Consider the following 18,990-nt stretch of genomic DNA (forward strand, 5'->3'; position numbering starts at 1 on the left):
CATGTTGCTCAACCTGTTCAATGAAATGCGTGCAGCCAAGGTGCCGGTGTCGGTGCGCGAGCTGCTCGACCTGATCAACGCGCTGAAACAGCGCGTGACCTTCGCCGACATGGACGAGTTCTACTACTTGTCGCGGGCGATTCTGGTGAAGGACGAACGCCATTTCGACAAGTTCGACCGCGCGTTCGGTGCCTACTTCAATGGCCTCGAAAAGCTCGACGATCACTTGCAGGCGCTGATTCCCGAAGACTGGTTGCGCAAGGAATTCGAGCGCTCGCTGAGCGACGAAGAGCGCGCGCAGATCCAGTCCCTCGGCGGTCTCGACAAACTGATCGAAGAGTTCAAGAAGCGTCTGGAAGAACAGAAGGAACGTCACGCCGGCGGCAACAAGTGGATCGGTACTGGCGGCACCAGCCCGTTCGGTTCTGGTGGTTTCAACCCGGAAGGCATTCGGGTTGGCGATGCCGGAAAACGTCAGGGCAAAGCGGTGAAAGTCTGGGATCAGCGCGAGTACAAGAACCTCGACGATTCGGTGGAACTGGGCACGCGCAACATCAAGGTTGCGCTGCGTCGCCTGCGCAAATTCGCTCGCCAGGGCGCGGCGGAAGAACTCGACATCGACGGCACCATCGACCACACCGCGCGCGACGCCGGCTTGCTGAATATCCAGATGCGCCCGGAGCGGCGCAATACGGTGAAGCTGTTGTTGCTGTTCGACATCGGCGGTTCGATGGACGCGCACGTGAAGATCTGCGAGGAGCTGTTCTCGGCCTGCAAGACCGAGTTCAAGCATCTGGAGTACTTCTACTTCCACAACTTCGTTTACGAATCGGTGTGGAAGAACAACATGCGCCGCACCTCCGAGCGCACTTCGACCCAGGATCTGCTGCACAAATACGGTGCCGACTATAAGGTGATTTTCATTGGTGATGCCGCCATGGCGCCGTATGAAATCACCCAGGCCGGCGGCAGCGTCGAGCACTGGAACGAAGAACCGGGTTATGTGTGGATGCAGCGTTTCATGGAGAAGTACAAGAAACTCATCTGGATCAACCCGTATCCGAAAGATACCTGGGGGTATACCTCGTCGACCAATATCGTGCGGGACTTGATCGAGGATCAGATGTATCCATTGACGTTGCGCGGGCTTGAGGAAGGGATGCGGTTTTTGTCCAAGTGACGACCAGATTGTTCCCAGGCTCTGCGTGGGAATGCATCCAGTGACGCTCTGCGTCACAGGGACGCGGAGCGTCCCTGGCGGCATTCCCACGCGGAGCATGGGGACGATCAAAATTCACGTTCCCCTGTAGGAGCTGCCGCAGGCTGCGATCTTTTGATCCTCAACCCAATCGCCGCAAATACTCGACATGCTCACGGTGCGCGACATCTTGCACCACCGGCCGCAACCACACCTTTGCCCCCGGCAGACACTGCGCCAACCGCGCCAACGCCAACGGCGTCAAAGCGCCCAACCGTGGATACCCGCCAATCGTCTGCCGATCATTGAGCAACACAATCGGCTGCCCATCCGGCGGCACCTGCACCGCGCCCAAGGGAATCCCCTCGGAAATCATCGGCTGTCCCTGATACTGCAAAGCCTTGCCCAGCAGACGAATGCCCATGCGATCGGCGCGGCTGTCGAGCGTCCAGGCACTGTTGAACACGTCAAACAGACTCTGCCCGCTGAACTGGCCAATCTGTGCGCCGAGCACCAGATCCAGCGGCGCAGTCGATTGCAAGTCCGGCCGTAGCGCCAGCGGCACTTCGCGAACCCACAGCGATTCCCCGTGATAACTCAACGCCGATCCCTTGGCCAACGACAAGCCCATGCCATCCAGACCGCCGAGCTCTTCGCGCACCACCGTGGCACTGCTGCCCAATACCTTCGGCGCCGCAAAACCACCGGGCGCCGCCAGATACGCCCGAGCGCCGAGCAGCGGCTGGGTAAATCGCAACGTCTGCCCTTTGCCCAACTTGAAACTGCGCCACGGCGCCAGCGGCTGACCATCAATCTGTGCGCCCAGATCAGCACCGGCCAGCGCCAGCAAACAATCTTCTTCAGCCAGCACGGTAAAACCGCCGAGGGTGATTTCGATCACTGCCACATCCAGTCCATTGCCCAGCAGCCAGTTGGCCCAGCTCATCGAGCACCAATCCGCCGCACCGCCCTGGGTCACGCCCAGATGCCGCACGCCAAATCGCCCGGCGTCCTGCAACAGGCACAGCGGCGTACTCGCCTCAATCGTCAGTCGGCTCATGCCTGCGCCTCCAATGGCGTGTCATCGCCGCCCAGTCGGATGAATTCGGCGTGGCTCACCGCTTCGAAACGCACGGTGTCGCCGGGTTGCATCAGACTGTAGCCGTCACGATGGCGGTCGAACAGCTTCGCCGGCGTGCGACCGATCAGGTTCCAGCCACCGGGCGAGACCACGGGATAGGCAGCCGTTTGCCGCTCAGCAATTCCGACGCTGCCGGCGGCGACTTTCTTGCGCGGCGTGTTCAAACGTGGCGCCGCGAGAATTTCTTCGACCAACCCCATAAAGGCAAAACCCGGCGCAAAACCGAGGGCGAATACCTGATATTCGCGGCCACTGTGGCGCCGAATCACCTCCTCCACCGCCAGCCCGCTGCGCTCGGCAAGCAAGCTCAGCTCCGGGCCGACGCTCAAGTCATACCAGACCGGCACCACGTGGCATTGCCCAGCGTTGCGCGCATTCGGCGACAGATCGATCAGCGCCTCAGCGATCAATTCACGCGCCTGGTTCGGGCTTAAAACCGTCAGATCGTAATGCACCATCAGCGTCGTATACGACGGCACCAGATCGATCAATTGCTCGCCGAATACCGCACGCAAACGCTCATTGGCGGCGAGCATCCACGGCATGTTGGCCTCAGCGATTTCGTCGAACAGGCGCAGCATCAGGCAATCCAGTGCCACCACTTCAATCCTTGGGTTCATTGTGCATCCTGCTGATTCAAGGCCTCGCGAATACGCTGCACGGCGGCCACCGAACTGGCGTTGTCGCCGTGCACGCAGAGAGTGTTGGCGTGCAGGCGCAAGACGCTGCCGTCGTTGGCGGTGAGATTGTCGCCACGGGCAATGGTCAGCGCTTGCTCGATGATTTTTTCCGGCTCGTGATGCACCGCGCCGGGCAGTTGCCGCGAAACCAGTTTGCCAGCGCTGTCGTACGCGCGGTCAGCGAAGGCTTCGAACAACAGCGTTACGCCGTACTCATCGCCGATTTGTTGCGCGGCAGAATTATCGCGAGTGGCCATCAACATCAGCGGCAGACTTCGATCGTAAGCCGCTACGGCCTGAATCACCGCACGCAGTTGCGCCGGGTTGGCCATCATGTCGTTGTACATCGCGCCGTGAGGTTTGACGTAACTGACTCGACCGCCCTGCGCCTTGCAAATGCCGTCGAGGGCGCCGATCTGATAATGCAGGATGTCTTGCAGCTCTTGCGCCGAATACGCCATGGAGCGGCGGCCGAAGCCGACCAGATCCTGATAGGCCGGATGCGCGCCGATCTGCACGCCGTGGCTCAGCGCCAGGCTGACGGTCTTGCGCATGATGCTCGGGTCGCCGGCATGGAAGCCGCAGGCGACATTGGCGCAATCGATGAAGGGCATGACCTCGGCATCCAGACCCATGGTCCAGCTGCCGAAACTCTCGCCAATGTCGCAATTCAATAGCAGGCGGCTCACGGTGAACACTCCTGTAGGGCTTGTCTTTTTATCTGTAGGAATTCGTTTCGCAGGTTATCAGTTACTGCGCATCGAGTTGCTTGCCACGGGTTTCCGGCAGGCTCAAGGCCGCGATAATCACCACGCCGTAAGACACCGCCGCAAACGCGCCAATGCCGACGCTCAACGGTACTTTCTGGCTAAGCAGGCCGATCAGCAGCGGAAACAATGCCGCCAGCGCCCGACCGATGTTGTAGCAAAAGCCCTGCCCCGAACCACGAATGCGTGTAGGAAACAGCTCAGTCAGAAACGCGCCCATGCCGCTGAAAATCCCCGAAGCAAAGAAGCCCAGCGGGAAGCCCAGCCAGAGCATCACGCCGTTGCTGACCGGCAATTGCGTGTAGAGCAGAACGATGGTGAACGAGCCGACCGCGAACAGGATGAAGTTCTTTTTCCGGCCGAGCAGATCGGTCAGATAGGCGCTGATCACATAGCCGACGTAAGAACCGACGATCACCATCGCCAGATACCCGCCGGTGCCGAGCACGCTCAAGCCGCGCTCATTTTTGAGGAAGGTCGGTAGCCACGAGGTAATCGCGTAATAACCGCCCAGCGCGCCGGTGGTCAGCAGCGAAGCGCGGAACGTGGTGAAGAGCATGCCGGGCGCAAAGATCTCGTAGAACTTCGACTGATTCTCTGGCGTTTGCCGGGCCTTGGCCTCGCGATAGATCTCCGGGTCCTTGACCAGTCGACGCACGAAAATCACGAAAATTGCCGGCACGATGCCGAGAATGAACAGCGCGCGCCAGGCGTCTTCTGGTGGCAACACCGAGAACAGCAGCGCGTACAGAATCGCCGTCAGCCCCCAGCCCAGCGCCCAACCGGATTGCACCATGCCCACCGCTTTGCCGCGATCCTGGGCGCGGATCACCTCGCCAATCAGCACCGCGCCGGCCGTCCATTCGCCGCCGAAACCGAAGCCCATCAAGGTGCGGGCGATCAGCAATTGTTCGTAGTTCTGCGCGAAGCCACAGAGGAAGGTGAAGAAGGCGAACCACAGCACGGTCAGTTGCAGGGTGCGCACGCGGCCGATGCGATCGGAAAGAATCCCGGCGACCCAACCGCCAATCGCCGAAGCAATCAAGGTGCTGGTGTGAATCAGCCCGGCCTCGCCGGTGGTGATGCCCCACATCGCAATCAGCGTCGGCACGACGAAGCTGAGCATCTGCGTATCCATGCCATCCAGCCCGTAGCCGATCTTGCAGCTCCAGAACGTGCGGCGCTCCTGCTGGTTGATGTTGCGATACCAGTCGAACGGCCCGGGACGCGCCGTTACCGTGGATGCTTTTAGGGTGTCGGGAGCACTCATGGCTTATCTCCGCAGGTTTTTTATTGGTCTTGTTCGTAGCCCCGACGACGCCTATCGTGGGAACCGCATGCGCCGATTTTTCGTCGCAGCACCCTCTCGCGTCCAACGAATAAAAACCCGCCTTAGGCATAAGAAAAATTTGTCAGCCGAGCCTTGCCCATGAACCTGAAGTTTCTCGAGACCTTTGTCTGGGTCGCCCGCCTGAAGAGTTTTCGCCTCACCGCCGACAAGCTGTTCACCACTCAGGCGTCGATTTCCAGCCGCATTGCGGTACTGGAAGGCGAACTGGGGGTGAAGCTGTTTCTGCGCGATTCACGCGGTGTCAGTCTGACGCCGGAAGGTTTGAAGGTGCTGGAATATGCCGAGCAGATGCTCGACACCATGTCGGCGCTGAGGCAGTCGATCGAGACCCGCTCAAGCAAGGTCGGCCGGGTGCGCATCGGTGTAATGGACACAGTGATCCACACCTGGCTGAGCCCGCTGGTGGCGCAGATGACCGATCTGTATCCACGGGTGGAAATCGAGTTGGTGGCGGATACCTCGCTGAACCTCTGCGATCAGCTGCAAAAAGGTTTTCTCGACCTGATCCTGCAAACCGACCTGGTGCGTCATGAAAGTGTGCGCAGCCTGGAGCTGGCCAGCCATCCGCTGGGCTGGATTGTCGCCAGCAATTCGATCTACAACCGCGACTACGCCGACCTCGCTGAACTGGCGCAGGAGCGAATCATCACTTACTCGAAAAACTCCCGGCCGCATCAGGATCTTCTCGCATTGATGCAGGCGAACGGCGTAATGGCGCCGCGCTTGAATTGCGTGAATTCGGTGTCGGCGATTACTCGGCTGTTGCGCGATGGCTTCGGGGTTGGCGTGCTACCGCCGGTGCTGGTGGCTGAAGAGCTGGCGCGGGGCGAATTGACCTTGTTGGCGATTGATCAACGGCCACCGAATTTGCAGGTGGTGGTGTCGTGGCGGGTGGGGGTGGAGTGGGTCGAGGAGATTGTGACGTTGTGTCAGCAGGTGTTGGCGGGGTATGCGCAGAAGGTCGGTGATGGGTATGTGGTTTTGAACCCCTGAACAGCAAAAGATCGCAGCCTTCGGCAGCTCCTACATGATCGTTCCCACGCTCCGCGTGGGAATGCCTCAATGGACGCTCCGCGTCCGCTTTGGGACGCGGAGCGTCCCGGGCTGCATTCCCACGCAGAGCGTGGGAACGATCATCAGAGGCCGCGCACGTCGCGGTCTTCGATCGGCCGGCTCTGACGCAGGCGCTTGCCGCCCAGCACCACCCAGTCGATCAGGCGGAACAGGCATTCAATCCCGAACGACAGCAGCAAAGCGCCGCTCATGCCCCAGATCATCGCTTCCGGGGTCAGCAGAATCTGATAGCTGTAACCGTTCCAGGTTTCCTTGCGAATATCCGGATCCGCCGCCAGCACCACTTGCAGGAAGCGGATGTACCACGGCCCTTGCATCGCCTGGAACTGTTTATCCAGCGCAGTCTGCCGATTGAGCAACGTGCTCAGGCTGTCGGCATCGCTGCGAAAAACCGGGTCTTCGCTGGCGCGGTAATGCGCGACCAGCGCCTGGATATCGCCCTTGAAAAACTGCTCGGCAGTGCCCTGGAAGCCGCGCAGGCCGGTTTGCGCTTCGATCAGGTGCGCCTCGACGCGTTTCGCGTAATCGTTGATGAACCCCGGCACCTGGACACCGATCAACAGGCCCGCCGCAAACAACACCAGCCGTAGGTAACTGAGCAACATGGGGTGCAATCCTTATTCGGTCTTGCCAAGGCTTACGCATTCGCCGCGTCGCCACAGGCTCCATTGGCCCGGTTCGTAGCGGGTCCAGGTTTCGTTTTCGGTCAAAGGCTCGGTGGCGATCACCGTCACCACGTCGTTGGGCGTGGTTTCGGCCTGGAAATCGACGATCACGTCGACGTCCTTGAGCCGCGCCGGGCCGAACGGTGCGCGCCGGGTGATCTGTGCGAGTTTGGTCGAGCAATAGCAGAACAGCCAGTCGCCGTCGCTGAGCAGGCAGTTGAACACGCCTTTGCTGCGGTATTCGGCGCACGCGGCCACCAGATCCGGCAGCAGCTCTTCTATATCGACCGGCTCCGGAAAAGCTGCACGCACGCGGTTGAGCAAATCGCAGAACGCCGCTTCGCTGTCGGTATCGCCGACCGGGCGGTAGAAACTCTTGATCGGGGTGAAATCGGCGAGTTGGCCATTGTGCGCAAAACACCAGTTGCGCCCCCACAGCTCGCGGACGAACGGGTGGGTGTTGGACAGGCAGACTTTGCCGACGTTGGCCTGGCGGATGTGGCCGATGACCACTTCGCTCTTGATCGGATAACGCTGCACCAGGTTGGCCACTTCCGACTCGCTGCTCGCCGCCGGGTCCTGAAACAGACGCAAGCCACGGCCTTCATAGAAGGCGATGCCCCAGCCGTCACGGTGCGGGCCGGTGCGGCCGCCGCGCTGCATCAGGCCGGTGAAGCTGAACACGATATCGGTCGGCACGTTGGCACTCATGCCCAGTAATTCACACATGTGCGGACTCTCGGGTTACAGGCGCGGCTCGACCCGCATGCGCTGCGGGTTATTCGGCAAAGGTGGGCGGCCGTAACGGTCATCCCCGGCACCGCCGAACGGTTGATCGTCGTCGCGGTCATCGGCGCGGGCCGCAGCCTTGGCGGATTCAGCCTGTTCGCGGCGCGCTTTGGAGGCCCGTTCGATCGGGAAACGGATCAGCACGAAGATCAGGTAAAGACCGAAAGCGATCATGCTGTACATGAACAGATCGGAAATCGCCCGCCAGGCGTTGTTGCCGACCTTGAAGGCCAGATCCAGCGCGGTGATGGCGATGGACGGTGCAACCTTGGCTTTCACCGGGTCAATGATGGTCGGGCTGAACAGCAACACCGCCATCAGCACGCGCAGCGGTTCGCGCAGCCAGCGCCACATCCAGGTAGTCAGGCGCATCCATACCAACAGGCAGCCCACAGCGGCAAAGGCGTAGAGGCCCCAGGCGATCAGATAGTCGTTCTCGGTCATGGTGTCCATGGCAAGGCAGGCAAAGAGGCGCTTATAGTAACGACTTTTCGCCCGCCAGGCTTGTCCCAATAGACACACGACCTGTAGGAGTGAGCCTGCTCGCGATGACGGACAGCCTGACAACATTGATGTTGAATGTGCCGGCCTTATCGCGAGCAGGCTCACTCCTACAGGGTCTGCGACGGTTTCAAAAGCTGCGAAAACCCTATTCCGTAATTTGTCCGAGAGCCATTCATGCCTGAATCCGCCAACGTCATCAGTGCCCCGATTGCCCACAAGGCTGCCGGTGCCGACCCGTATGCCTGGCTGCAGGAACGCGACACCGACGCGGTGCTCGATTACCTCAAGGCCGAAAACGCCTACCAGGAAGCGCAAACCGCCGATCAGGCCGAATTGCGCGAAACCCTGTTCGAAGAGATCAAGGGGCGGATTCTGGAGACCGACCTGTCGCTGCCTTCGCCGTGGGGCCCGTACCTGTATTACACGCGCACCACGGCGGGCGACGAATACGCTCGGCACTATCGCTGCCCGCGTCCGGCGGACGACAGCCTGAGCCTCGACGAAAGCCGCGAACAATTGCTGCTCGATCCGAATGAACTGGCCAACGGTGGATTCTTCTCGCTGGGCGCGTTCAGCATCAGCCCCGACCACCAGCGCCTGGCCTACAGCGTCGACGCCTCGGGCGATGAGATCTACACACTGTTCGTCAAGGAACTGGCCAACGACAAGGTCAGTGAACTGGAATTCGAAGACTGCGACGGCAGCATGACCTGGGCCAACGACAGCCTGACGCTGTTTTTCGGCGTACTCGACGACACTCATCGCCCGCACAAACTGTTCCGCTATCGCCTTGATGGCACGGCTGCCGAAGAGGTGTTCCACGAGGCGGACGGGCGTTTCTTCCTGCATTGCTACCGTTCCAGTTCCGAACAGCAACTGCTGCTGTCGCTGGGCAGCAAGACCACCAGTGAAGTCTGGGTGCTCGATGCCAACCAGCCGCACCTGCCGTTCACTTGCCTGGCGCCACGGGTCGAAGATCATGAATACGATGTCGATCACGGTCTGCTCGATGGCGTCTGGACGTGGTTTATCCGCACCAACCGTGACGGCATCAACTACGCCCTGTATCAGGCCCCGGACACCGGCACGGCGCCGACTGAAGCCGACTGGCAGAACCTGATCGCGCACAGCGACACGGTGATGCTCGACGGCGTCAGTCTCAACACCGAAGCCATGACCCTGAGCCTGCGCGAAGGTGGTCTGCCGATCATCGAGGTTCACCCGCAGGGTCTGGCGCCGTATCGCGTGCAACTGCCGGATGCGGCCTACAGCCTGTATGTGCAAAACAGCCAGGAGTTCGAGAGCGACCGTATTCGTCTGCGCTACGAGGCGTTGAATCGGCCGGCGCAAGTGCGCCAGTTGATCTTGGCGAGCGGCGAACAAACTGTTTTGAAAGAAACTCCGGTGCTCGGCCCGTTCGACGCCGACGCCTACGTCAGCCAGCGTCTGTGGGCGACGGCGCCGGACGGTACACAAGTGCCGATCAGTCTGGTGATGAAGCGCGAAATGCTCGGCAAAGCAGTGCCGCTGTATCTGTACGGTTACGGCGCTTACGGCTCGAGTCTCGATCCGTGGTTCTCCCACGCCCGCCTGAGCCTTTTGGATCGCGGCATGGCCTTCGCCATCGCCCATGTGCGCGGCGGCGGAGAACTGGGTGAAGCCTGGTATCGCGCCGGCAAGCAGGAGCACAAGCACAACACCTTCAGCGACTTCATTGCCTGTGCCGAGTTTCTGATCCTCAACGGCATTACCACCGCCGAGAAACTGGCGATCAGCGGTGGCAGCGCCGGCGGTTTACTGATCGGTGCAGTGCTTAACCAGCGCCCGGACCTGTTCGGCGTGGCGATTGCCGAAGTGCCGTTTGTCGACGTACTTAACACCATGCTCGACCCAGATCTGCCACTGACCGTCACCGAATATGACGAGTGGGGCAATCCCGAGGAGCCGGAGGTCTACGAGCGGATCAAGGCTTACGCGCCGTACGAAAACGTCCGTGCGCAGCATTATCCGGCGACGCTGGTGATTGCCGGCTACAACGACAGCCGCGTGCAGTATTGGGAAGCGGCCAAGTGGGTGGCGAAATTGCGCGCGACCAAGACCGATGACAACGTGCTGCTGCTCAAGACTGAACTGGGCGCCGGGCATGGCGGGATGAGCGGGCGTTATCAGGGATTACGTGACGTAGCGCTCGAATACGCATTTGTTTTCAAGGTTTTGGGCCTGGCTTGAGGAACTCCGTCGGTCTCTTGGGTCTTAATTCCAGACCCAAGAGGCCGATACCCCCAAGATCCCTTTGTGGGAGCGAGCCTGCTCGCGAATGCGACCTGTCATCCACATCGTCGGTGACTGACACTACGCTTTCGCGAGCAGGCTCGCTCCCAAAGGGGCGGTGTACAGCCTTGAAAATGTGAAAACAAAAAAGACCGTGACGACATGTCAGAACCAACCTTCCTGAACAATGAAATCCGCGACTGGCTGATGGACTGCGGCCTGTTCGATCAATTGCAACTGGCCGACTTTGCGGCCGCTTCCGGCTACTTCAGCATCAGCACCGTGGCTGAAGGCGAAGCGATTTTCCGTGAGGGCGATGCCGGCAGTTTCATGTGCATCCTCCACACCGGCCAGGTCGCTGTGCAGAAAACCGGGCCCGATGGCCAGGTCATCACCATGGCCACCCTGCGCAGCGGTCGGGCGTTCGGCGAAATGGCCGTGCTGGATGGCGAACGTCGATCGGCCACTTGCGTCGCAGCGACGAACTGCCAGCTATTGAATCTGGGCAAGGACTCGCTGGAGAAAATGCTCAACGACGCGCCGAAGATCGCTGCGAAGATCATCCGCGCCCTCGCCGTCTCGCTGTCGAAACGCCTGCGCATGGCCGACGGCCAACTGGCGGCGCAACAGGTTTAACCGCCGGGGGATTTCGTCTTGGTGCCGTTGGGTTCAATGCCCGGCACCGGTTGATCCTTGCTCGGCGGGCTGGGCATTTCGATCGGCACCAACGGCGGGCTGCCGCTGCCCGCGCCGGACTTGGGAATATTGATCGGCGTGATCTGCGGATACGGCGTCGGTGTCGCGGTACCGGGCGAGCCGGCTTGCGGCGCCGGGCTGAGCGGAATCGTCTGCTGCGCCTGCACTGCAGGAATCGAGAGCACGGCCAGGGCAATGACCGTTAGAATGGTGCGCTTCATCAAGGGCTCCGTTTGGCCTCTAGTCTGCGCTCAGGCTACTCCCAACGGGCCTGCTTGCCTTCCCCCTTGTAGAGATTTCCATGAAACGTTTCGTTCTGCTCGACACCACCCCGATCCCTGAAAGCGGCGGTGCCCTGTGCCTGTTCGAATATGGCGAGGATTTTGTCATCAAGATCCAGGGCGGCGACGGCGGGCAGTTGATGAACACACGCATGCACGGTTCCGAAGATGCGCTGGCCGAAATTCCTTGTCGCAAGGTTGCCGGCCGGCCGGCTTCGCGGGTCTTGATCGGCGGTCTGGGCATGGGTTTCACCCTCGCTTCGGCGCTCAAGCATCTGGGCAAGACCGCTGAAGTGGTGGTCGCCGAACTGGTGCCCGGTGTAGTCGAGTGGAACCGTGGCCCGCTCGGCGAAAAGTCCGGCCGGCCGCTGCTCGATCCACGTACGGTGATTCGTCAGGAAGACGTCGCCAAGGTGCTGCAAAGCGAGCCGAATGGCTTCGATGCAATCATGCTCGACGTCGACAACGGCCCCGAAGGCTTGACCCAGAAGGCCAACAGCTGGCTGTATTCCGCCGCCGGCCTGAATGCTTGCGCCAAGGCTTTGCGCCCGAAAGGCGTGCTCGCCGTGTGGTCGGCCAGCGCCGATCGGCTGTTTTCCGACAAATTGAAGAAGGCCGGTTTCAAGGCCGAAGAAGTCCAGGTCTTCGCCCACGGCAACAAGGGCACGCGCCACACGATCTGGATTGCCGAGAAGCTCAAGGGCTGAGCTAAACTCTGCACATAACCGTCATTAGTCTTTTACAAAGGTGAACCCATGAGTTCGTCCACCCCAACCAATACGTCGAAGCTGGATCGCATCCTCGCCGACAACCAGCGTGACAAGGAAATGGGCTACCGCGACAAGGCCCTGAAGATGTACCCGCATGTCTGTGGCCGCTGCACCCGTGAATTTTCCGGTAAGCGCCTGAGCGAACTGACCGTGCACCACCGCGACCACAATCACGACAACAACCCGCAGGACGGCTCGAACTGGGAATTGTTGTGCCTGTATTGCCACGACAACGAACACTCGCGCTATACCGATCAGCAATACTTCAGCGAGGGCTCGCTGAGCACGCCGAAGATTGCCAAGGCAACGCATAACCCGTTTGCCGCCCTCGCCGGGTTGATGAAGAAAGAAGATTAAAAAGCAAAAGATCGCAGCCTTCGGCAGCTCCTACAGGGTGTACGCCATTCAACTGTAGGAGCTGCCGAAGGCTGCGATCTTTTGATCTTATCCCCGTATAATCGCGCTCTTTTTCCCGAAGGCACCCCGCTCGTGGCAGACAAACGGTACAGCTGCATTGGTTTGTATAACCCCAAATCACCGGAGAACGTCGGTTCGGTGATGCGCGCCGCAGGCTGCTACGGCGTGGCATCGGTGTTCTACACCGGCAAGCGTTATGAACGCGCCGCCGACTTCGTCACCGACACCAAGCGCGTGCACTACGACATTCCGCTGATCGGCATCGACGATCTGAAAAAGATCCTCCCGCTCAACTGCGTACCGGTCGCCGTGGAACTGGTCGAGGGCGCCCGCCCGCTGCCGGAATACACCCACCCGGATCGCGCCCTGTACATCTTCGGCCCGGAAGACGGCTCGCTGGATAAAGAGATCCGCGACTGGTGCGAAGACGTCGTGTACATCCCGACCACCGGCTGCATGAACCTCGCTGCCACGGTCAACGTCGTGCTCTACGACCGCATGGCCAAGGGCCTGAACACCCGCTCCGGGCCAAAATTCCGCTGAAGCGTCGCACATCCGATGGAACAAGCTGACCGCTTGAGCAGTCAGCTTGTTTATCCATTACTCATTGCCTGGAGAAAGATCATGACCGAGCTCAAACGCGTCGAGCGTATCGAATCCACCCCGTTCCAGAGCCATTCCGAGCAGAACGTCGAGGGCTGGGAGCGCATCGGCTCCCTGGCCGGTGGCGTGATCATGGTCGGCAAGGGCCTGCGCCGTGGCGGTGTGTTCGGTTTGATTCAGGTGGCGATTGGCGGTGTGGCGATGGCGCGCGGGATTACCGGGCACAGTTCGGTAAAGAGCCTGTTTGAGAAAAGTCGTCAGGACATGAACAACGTGCGGGCGAAGATCGAGCGGGCCGGGGAAGAGTTGAGCAAGCTGAAGGCGAATGCCGAGGCGGCGACCAAAACTGCCACCGTGACCGGCAATGATTCGGTGAAATCACCAAAAACCGGGGTTTGAAAGTAAAAGATCGCAGCCTGCGGCAGCTCCTACATGGACGGTGTAGGAGCTGCCGCAGGCTGCGATCTTTTGATCTTTACTGTAGCAGCGCGGTATCAAGGACTTTGGAGGACTCACCGAGAACGCTCTCGGCCAACTGAACAAATGCCTTGGTACTCACCGTGCCCAGATGCATCGCCCCACGCAACACATCATCCAGCGAACGCTTGTTACGCGTTTTCAAACGAATCTCGCGATCCAGTTCCTGTAACAACACCACTGCTTTTGCCAACTGCGCCGGGCTGATCTGTTGGCCGCGCAAGGTCGTGACCTTCTGGCTGTCCCTGAGCAATTTCTCCTGCAAGCCCTGATAGCGCTCATCACTCATGCCACCCGCGCGGCGCACCAGTTCGATCGCGTAATACTCGGCAAAGCCTTCGCTGATCCAGGCACTGCGCTGCTCATCGTTGATCCGCCCGAACACCTGCGCCAACTCGCGCACCAGCGCACTGCTGCCGCTTTCGCTGACCAGCGGCAAGCGCGTATTCAGGTAGATCGACTCATGCGCGCCCAGACTGCCGCGCCACATCGGATCATTGGCGCCGACGATCAACAGCTTGCTCGGATGTCGCGGGTAGACGGCCTGCACCTGCGGCCAGACGAACGTCAGCAACGTCAGCACATCCATGCGCCGCATGCCCTGCCCTTGCGGCGAGGCCACAGTGACCTCAGTTTCGCCCAGACGGGTGCGCCGCGTACCGAGGTGGCCGGCAAGCATCCAGCCGGTCGGGCGGTCGAACAGGCGTGAGGGATTGTCGATGCGGAATTTGTTCTTGCCGATGCGTGGCCACGCGGTTTCGACGCTTTTCCAGCCGTCGGGTAATTCGAATTGCAGACGCGAGACCAGTTCAACGCCGTCCTGTTGGTCGAGCTTGGCCTGCGGCACCAATTCATCGCCGCGCAGCAACGCCCAAGTCGGCGTCATGCGCGTGTCGAAGCTGCCATTCTTGCGGCCGTGACTGATACGCACGCGGTAGGTCAGGCTGGCCTTGTCACTGGACGGACGCCAGACACCGCGAGTTTGCTTACCCGGGTTGAGCAGCCACTGGCCGTCAGCCTTGAAGTCGCTGTAATGGCTGCCATCGCCCAGGTCAAAATCGAGGCTGCGCACCGCTTCGCCCTTGGCGAGGGTCAGGCGCACTTCGGCCTGATCGCTCTGCGGCAACAGGCGCACGTGATAATCCAGATCGACTTTCTGCGCCGCCCACACCGGCGCGCTCAGCGCCAGAAGTACGACGAGCAGCGCCTGAGGCAATCCCACAGCCATACACACTCCTTGTGGCTAGCGAGCCTGCTCGCAGACCCGAATGATCGGGAGCAAGCTCCCTCGCTACAGATTGTTCAGTTAACCTGCGCGGAAAATCAGGTGATCTTCCCAGTCATCCTCCGGCACGCTGCCCTCGGCGAGCATGCGCCCGGATTGCGAAATCCGCTGGTGATGCACGGCATCGCGATCACCGCTGACCAGATGGTGCCACGACGGCAAATCCTTGCCTTCGCTGACCAGTCGATACCCGCAGGTCGGCGGCAGCCATTTGAATTCTTCAGCCTGGCCCGGGGTGAGCTGGATGCAGTCCGGGACAAACTTGATGCGATTCGGGTAATCGCTGCACTGACAGGTTTTCAGGTCCAGCAGTTTGCAGGCGATGCGCGTGTAATAGACGCTGTTATCTTCTTCATCCTCGAGTTTTTGCAGGCAGCACAGTCCACAACCGTCGCACAGCGATTCCCATTCCTCCAGATCGAGTTGATCGAGGGTTTTGCGTTTCCAGAACGGTTCGACTTTGGCGACCATGGCTCAAGCATCAACATCAGGTGGTGAAAAGGCCGCCAGTCTAGTGCCCAAGGCCTTGCGGGCCAAGCGCTGGCGACTGCCGGTTGTGCAGGACTTGTCAGTTTTTGTGGCGGCGCGTAGCTTTGCCAGTCGCAAGGAGCCTTGCCCGCAAGCCATTAACGCCCGACCGCGTTGCATTGCGGTGAACTGTCAGGCTCGGAAAACTCCCATTGTTCAGCGCAACTGATCCCGCCGGGTTTTCGTTCGAATCTTTTACTCAAACGTAGCAAGGAATCTCTTGATGAGTGCCAACCCTCGCGTTGCCGATTACGCCATTCACCCGCAATTCACCGACCGCTGGTCGCCGCGCGCCTTCACTGGCGAAGCGATCCCGGAAGAAACCCTGCTGAGTTTCTTCGAAGCCGCGCGCTGGGCGCCCTCGGCGTACAACTCGCAGCCATGGCGTTTCCTCTACGCCCGTCGCGATACGCCGAACTGGCAGCGTTATCTGGGCCTGCTCAATGAGTTCAACCGTAGCTGGGCGCAGCATGCGTCGGCGCTGGTGATCGTGATTTCGAAAACCACGTTCACGGCACCGGGCGCCACTGAAGAAACGCCGGCGCTGTGGCACACGTTTGACACGGGTTCGGCGTGGGGCCATCTGGCGCTGCAAGCGAGCATCAGCGGCTGGCACACCCACGGCATGGCCGGTTTCGATCAAGAGCAGACACGCAAGGAGCTGAACATTCCCGAGGGTTATGCGCTGCACGCGGCTGTGGCAGTGGGCAAACTCGGTGACAAGGCAACCCTGGCGGATTACCTGCAAGCGCGCGAAGAGCCAAGCCCGCGTCGTCCGCTGAACGAACTGGCGGCTGAAGGCGACTTTACCCTCTAAGCCACAGCGCAAATGATCGTTCCCACGCTCCGCGTGGGAATGATCTGAAGCAAGGAGATCAATACCCGCGATTGAAATCCACTTCGCCGCGTAACGCCTCACTCGCCTGATACGCCTTCAGGTTCTCGACAAACAGCTGCACCATCAACGCCGGTGACGTCGGCGCCGAGCTGTGCCCGGTCAGCAGCAAGCCCCACGCGGTCCAGAACGGATGACGTTGCGGCAACGGTTCCTGACGGCAGACATCGATCACCGCGCCCGCCAAATGCCCTTCCTTCAGCGCTTCCACCAGATCCGCATCGACCACCGCGACACCGCGTCCGGCATTGATGAACAACCCGGTCGGCTTGAATTGCCGGAACAGCGCCGCGTCGTAGATATCGTGGGTGTGTTCGGTGTTGGGCAGCAGATTGACCACGTAATCGACTTCGCCGACCAGCCGTGGCAGATCGGCCATCGAGCCGACTTCGACAAACGGCGCCTGCTCGCGGGCGCTGCTGGCGATGCCATACAGCTCGACGCCGAACGGCCGCAGAAACTGCGCAACACTCTGGCCGATGTCACCGGTGCCAACGATCAGCACCTTGCGTCCGACCAGGCTCTGGCCGGTGCGATTGTCCCACTTGCGCTCGACCTGGCTGACCAGACGCGCCAGCACTTCGCGCTCATGACCGAGCATGTAAGTGAGGACATATTCAGCCATGACCTGGCCAAAAATCCCCACCGCCCGGGTCAGACGGTAATCGCGACGCAAGCCGTCGGCGAGCAGCGGCGTGATGCCGGCCCAGGTCGATTGCAGCCATTGTGGCTGATGCCCTTGGCGCAACAGCGTCGCCAACAGATCCGGCTGCCCCAGCCACACCGGGCAATCGGCAGCCTGACGCGCCAGTTCGGCAGAGTCGCCACTGGTCAGCACTTCGAGTTCCGGCACTGCCTGACGCAGCAGTCGGGCGTATATCGCGTGGTCGTGTTCAGCAATCAGAACGCGCATCTTCAAACCTTTCGCAAACCGTGCAGATGGCCACCGGATTCAGGGCGGCCATCGCGGTAAAAACAGTTCCAGGGTTAACCAAGGCCCAGGACAGGGCCTTGCAGATCAGACCGGATCGTTGCGTCGCAGCAACTCTTCGGGCAAGTGCTCGATGTACTCGTCCTCGGCCGGCGGCATTTGCAGGTGATAGCCCTGCTTGTCGAGGTTTTCCAGAACCAGGACGATGTCTTCGCTGGCCAGTTTACGCTCGGGCGTCAACACCAGACTGAAGGTAAATATGGCTTTGCCGAAGGCCGCCATCAGGGCCTCGGGCACGCGTTCCAGCTCATCGCTCTTGAGCACATAGAGATACATGCCCTTGCGCTTCGAGCTTTGGTAAATAGAGCAAATACGTTTCAAGGCTGTTCTCCGGCGGTGGCCAGGCTGTCGAGCAGCTTCTGGCCCATGAGTTCGCGGCGCCAGCCACGCAACGACTCAGGCAATTGGTAAGGACCCTCGGGGTAGCCGCTTTTGACCAGGGCTTCGAGGGTTTTCTTGCGCAGCATCAATTCCGGGGCGATATCGAGGCGTTCAGCTTCGGCCTGACCCAGTGCGCGCAGTTGTTTGATCAACGCGGCGGCTTCGATCGGCAACGGTTCCGCCACGGCAGGAGGCCACTGATCAGGCCCCACACTGCCAGAGCGCTTGATCAGATCAAGCAGAAATTGACCGTCCTGACGCACGGTACGCGGGTGCATGTCTTCGATCTTGCCCAGCGCCGCGAGGTTGTCCGGTTGCGTGCGGGCCAGCGGCCACAGCGAATGCTCACGAACAATTCGGTTGCGCGGCAGATCCCGGGCACGGGCTTCGGTTTCACGCCAGGCGCACAGTTCACGCAGAACCGCCAATTGCGCGCGCGAGAGTTTCCACGCCAGTTTGGCCTCGCGGTAAACCTCGTACGGATCGCTTTCACGGCGCAGGTTGGCAACCAGTTCGGCGCCGTCCTCCAGCACCCAGGCGAACTTGTCGTCAGACAGTTTCGGCCGCAGTTGTACGAAAACTTCCGCCAGGTGCACGGCGTCTTCGGCGGCGTAGCTGATCTGGGTTTCGGACAGTGGTCGCTGCAACCAGTCGGAGCGCGTCTCGCCCTTCGGCAGTTCGATACCGAGCACCGCTTGCACCAGGCGCGAATAGCCCATGGAGAAACCGAGGTTCAGGTAAGCGGCGGCCAATTGTGTGTCGAACATCGGCGCCGGCAGGCTGCCGGTCAAGCGCAACAGCACTTCGAGGTCTTCGCTGCAGGCGTGCAGGACTTTGAGTACGGCCGGGTTTTCCAGCAATGCGGCGAGCGGTTGCCAGGCATTGATGGTCAGCGGATCAATCAGGTAGGCGCGTTTGCCGTCGCCGACCTGCAACAGGCCGGCAATCGGGTAGAAGGTGTCGACCCGCATGAATTCGGTGTCGAGGGCAACGAAAGGCAACTGCTGCCACTCGGCGCAAAACTGCGCGAGGCTATCGTTGTCGCGAATCCAGTGAATATCGATGGCCACACGGCTCTCCCTTGAAGAATGGCGCGCAGTATATATCGCCACTGGCGAATTACGCGCCTGCGAAGGGCAAGAGCTGTAACGAAATGTCCTGCCCAAGAGCAAGAATAGTCTGACAGAAGGATCAAACGCGGCCATTACCTGTAGGAGCTGCCGAAG

Annotated in this window: 22 protein-coding genes; 9 read left to right on the forward strand and 13 right to left on the reverse strand. The window is 60.5% G+C overall.

Annotation, left to right across the window (positions count from 1 at the left end):
* Position 1 precedes the first annotated feature (1 nt).
* Positions 2 to 1,180 carry a VWA domain-containing protein gene (locus tag ACIPZE_RS06240; RefSeq protein ID WP_008085921.1) on the forward strand — a complete coding sequence of 393 codons (1,179 nt, stop codon included), beginning with the start codon at positions 2 to 4 and terminating at the stop codon, positions 1,178 to 1,180.
* 160 nt (positions 1,181 to 1,340) lie between these two features.
* On the opposite strand, the gene ACIPZE_RS06245 is transcribed toward ACIPZE_RS06240, so the two are convergent.
* The 4 genes from ACIPZE_RS06245 to ACIPZE_RS06260 all read right to left on the reverse strand — a co-directional run bounded on the left by ACIPZE_RS06245 (position 1,341) and on the right by ACIPZE_RS06260 (position 5,056).
* Entirely contained in the window at positions 1,341 to 2,258 is a 918-nt protein-coding gene (locus ACIPZE_RS06245; protein WP_283437320.1) for a biotin-dependent carboxyltransferase family protein, read from the reverse strand.
* On the reverse strand, positions 2,255 to 2,959 hold the full coding sequence (pxpB, locus tag ACIPZE_RS06250; protein WP_283437321.1) for a 5-oxoprolinase subunit PxpB: 705 nt from the start codon (positions 2,957 to 2,959) through the stop codon (positions 2,255 to 2,257). The genes ACIPZE_RS06245 and pxpB overlap by 4 nt, the downstream gene beginning before the upstream one ends.
* Entirely contained in the window at positions 2,956 to 3,708 is a 753-nt protein-coding gene (locus ACIPZE_RS06255; protein ID WP_283437322.1) for a 5-oxoprolinase subunit PxpA, read from the reverse strand. Before ACIPZE_RS06255 ends, pxpB begins: the two co-directional genes overlap by 4 nt.
* Before the next feature lie 61 nt (positions 3,709 to 3,769).
* The gene (locus ACIPZE_RS06260; RefSeq protein WP_283437323.1) at positions 3,770 to 5,056 is read right to left on the reverse strand and encodes an MFS transporter; all 1,287 of its coding nucleotides are present in this window, start codon (positions 5,054 to 5,056) and stop codon (positions 3,770 to 3,772) included.
* Between the two features lie 159 nt (positions 5,057 to 5,215).
* Here ACIPZE_RS06260 and ACIPZE_RS06265 point away from each other — a divergent pair, with 159 nt between their 5' ends.
* Complete coding sequence (locus ACIPZE_RS06265; RefSeq protein WP_283437324.1) at positions 5,216 to 6,130, forward strand: LysR family transcriptional regulator; 915 nt, start codon at positions 5,216 to 5,218, stop codon at positions 6,128 to 6,130.
* A gap of 143 nt (positions 6,131 to 6,273) precedes the next feature.
* Here ACIPZE_RS06265 and ACIPZE_RS06270 read toward each other — a convergent pair whose 3' ends face one another.
* From ACIPZE_RS06270 to ACIPZE_RS06280, 3 genes are read right to left on the reverse strand one after another with little or no spacing between them, the layout of a single operon-like run.
* Positions 6,274 to 6,816 carry a DUF2937 family protein gene (locus ACIPZE_RS06270; RefSeq protein WP_283437325.1) on the reverse strand — a complete coding sequence of 181 codons (543 nt, stop codon included), beginning with the start codon at positions 6,814 to 6,816 and terminating at the stop codon, positions 6,274 to 6,276.
* A 12-nt stretch (positions 6,817 to 6,828) separates the two neighbouring features.
* Positions 6,829 to 7,605 carry a class II glutamine amidotransferase gene (locus ACIPZE_RS06275; protein WP_283437326.1) on the reverse strand — a complete coding sequence of 259 codons (777 nt, stop codon included), beginning with the start codon at positions 7,603 to 7,605 and terminating at the stop codon, positions 6,829 to 6,831.
* Between the two features lie 15 nt (positions 7,606 to 7,620).
* Positions 7,621 to 8,118 (reverse strand): MFS transporter, encoded by a 498-nt coding sequence (locus ACIPZE_RS06280; RefSeq protein WP_283437327.1) that lies wholly within the window; start codon positions 8,116 to 8,118, stop codon positions 7,621 to 7,623.
* 225 nt (positions 8,119 to 8,343) lie between these two features.
* Between ACIPZE_RS06280 and ACIPZE_RS06285 the strand changes: the two genes are divergently transcribed.
* Together ACIPZE_RS06285 and ACIPZE_RS06290 are read left to right on the forward strand one after the other, a co-directional pair.
* Positions 8,344 to 10,398 carry a S9 family peptidase gene (locus tag ACIPZE_RS06285; protein ID WP_400771988.1) on the forward strand — a complete coding sequence of 685 codons (2,055 nt, stop codon included), beginning with the start codon at positions 8,344 to 8,346 and terminating at the stop codon, positions 10,396 to 10,398.
* Between the two features lie 204 nt (positions 10,399 to 10,602).
* A complete protein-coding gene (locus ACIPZE_RS06290) occupies positions 10,603 to 11,076 on the forward strand; it encodes a cyclic nucleotide-binding domain-containing protein (protein ID WP_034153174.1) in 474 nt (157 codons plus the stop codon).
* On the opposite strand, the gene ACIPZE_RS06295 is transcribed toward ACIPZE_RS06290, so the two are convergent.
* The gene (locus ACIPZE_RS06295; RefSeq protein ID WP_283437329.1) at positions 11,073 to 11,357 is read right to left on the reverse strand and encodes a hypothetical protein; all 285 of its coding nucleotides are present in this window, start codon (positions 11,355 to 11,357) and stop codon (positions 11,073 to 11,075) included. The genes ACIPZE_RS06290 and ACIPZE_RS06295 overlap by 4 nt on opposite strands.
* An 80-nt stretch (positions 11,358 to 11,437) precedes the next feature.
* Between ACIPZE_RS06295 and ACIPZE_RS06300 the strand changes: the two genes are divergently transcribed.
* From ACIPZE_RS06300 to ACIPZE_RS06315, 4 genes are all read left to right on the forward strand, one after another.
* Complete coding sequence (locus tag ACIPZE_RS06300; RefSeq protein WP_129390517.1) at positions 11,438 to 12,124, forward strand: spermidine synthase; 687 nt, start codon at positions 11,438 to 11,440, stop codon at positions 12,122 to 12,124.
* 48 nt (positions 12,125 to 12,172) lie between these two features.
* Positions 12,173 to 12,544, forward strand: coding sequence for a YajD family HNH nuclease (locus ACIPZE_RS06305; protein WP_007911336.1), 372 nt, complete (start codon positions 12,173 to 12,175; stop codon positions 12,542 to 12,544).
* A gap of 132 nt (positions 12,545 to 12,676) precedes the next feature.
* Positions 12,677 to 13,147 (forward strand): RNA methyltransferase, encoded by a 471-nt coding sequence (locus tag ACIPZE_RS06310; protein ID WP_007911337.1) that lies wholly within the window; start codon positions 12,677 to 12,679, stop codon positions 13,145 to 13,147.
* An 81-nt stretch (positions 13,148 to 13,228) separates the two neighbouring features.
* Positions 13,229 to 13,606: a DUF2892 domain-containing protein gene (locus ACIPZE_RS06315; RefSeq protein ID WP_129390514.1), complete on the forward strand. Its 378-nt coding sequence runs from the start codon at positions 13,229 to 13,231 to the stop codon at positions 13,604 to 13,606.
* A gap of 76 nt (positions 13,607 to 13,682) precedes the next feature.
* Here ACIPZE_RS06315 and ACIPZE_RS06320 read toward each other — a convergent pair whose 3' ends face one another.
* Positions 13,683 to 14,912: a hypothetical protein gene (locus tag ACIPZE_RS06320; protein ID WP_400771991.1), complete on the reverse strand. Its 1,230-nt coding sequence runs from the start codon at positions 14,910 to 14,912 to the stop codon at positions 13,683 to 13,685.
* Positions 14,913 to 14,990: 78 nt separating this feature from the next.
* Complete coding sequence (locus ACIPZE_RS06325; RefSeq protein ID WP_129390508.1) at positions 14,991 to 15,440, reverse strand: YcgN family cysteine cluster protein; 450 nt, start codon at positions 15,438 to 15,440, stop codon at positions 14,991 to 14,993.
* Positions 15,441 to 15,720: 280 nt separating this feature from the next.
* Between ACIPZE_RS06325 and ACIPZE_RS06330 the strand changes: the two genes are divergently transcribed.
* Entirely contained in the window at positions 15,721 to 16,314 is a 594-nt protein-coding gene (locus tag ACIPZE_RS06330; protein WP_283437332.1) for a nitroreductase family protein, read from the forward strand.
* 58 nt (positions 16,315 to 16,372) lie between these two features.
* Here ACIPZE_RS06330 and ACIPZE_RS06335 read toward each other — a convergent pair whose 3' ends face one another.
* The 3 genes from ACIPZE_RS06335 to rnd form a co-directional block, all read right to left on the reverse strand.
* Positions 16,373 to 17,305 carry a D-2-hydroxyacid dehydrogenase gene (locus ACIPZE_RS06335; RefSeq protein ID WP_400771994.1) on the reverse strand — a complete coding sequence of 311 codons (933 nt, stop codon included), beginning with the start codon at positions 17,303 to 17,305 and terminating at the stop codon, positions 16,373 to 16,375.
* Positions 17,306 to 17,410: 105 nt separating this feature from the next.
* Positions 17,411 to 17,704, reverse strand: a complete 294-nt coding sequence (locus tag ACIPZE_RS06340; protein WP_129390498.1) for a YcgL domain-containing protein — start codon at positions 17,702 to 17,704, stop codon at positions 17,411 to 17,413.
* Positions 17,701 to 18,834 (reverse strand): ribonuclease D, encoded by a 1,134-nt coding sequence (gene rnd / locus ACIPZE_RS06345; RefSeq protein WP_283437335.1) that lies wholly within the window; start codon positions 18,832 to 18,834, stop codon positions 17,701 to 17,703. Before rnd ends, ACIPZE_RS06340 begins: the two co-directional genes overlap by 4 nt.
* Positions 18,835 to 18,990: the final 156 nt, after the last annotated feature.

This window comes from Pseudomonas sp. NPDC089741, assembly GCF_044748825.1.
GTDB classification, from domain to species: Bacteria; Pseudomonadota; Gammaproteobacteria; order Pseudomonadales; family Pseudomonadaceae; genus Aquipseudomonas; species Aquipseudomonas helmanticensis.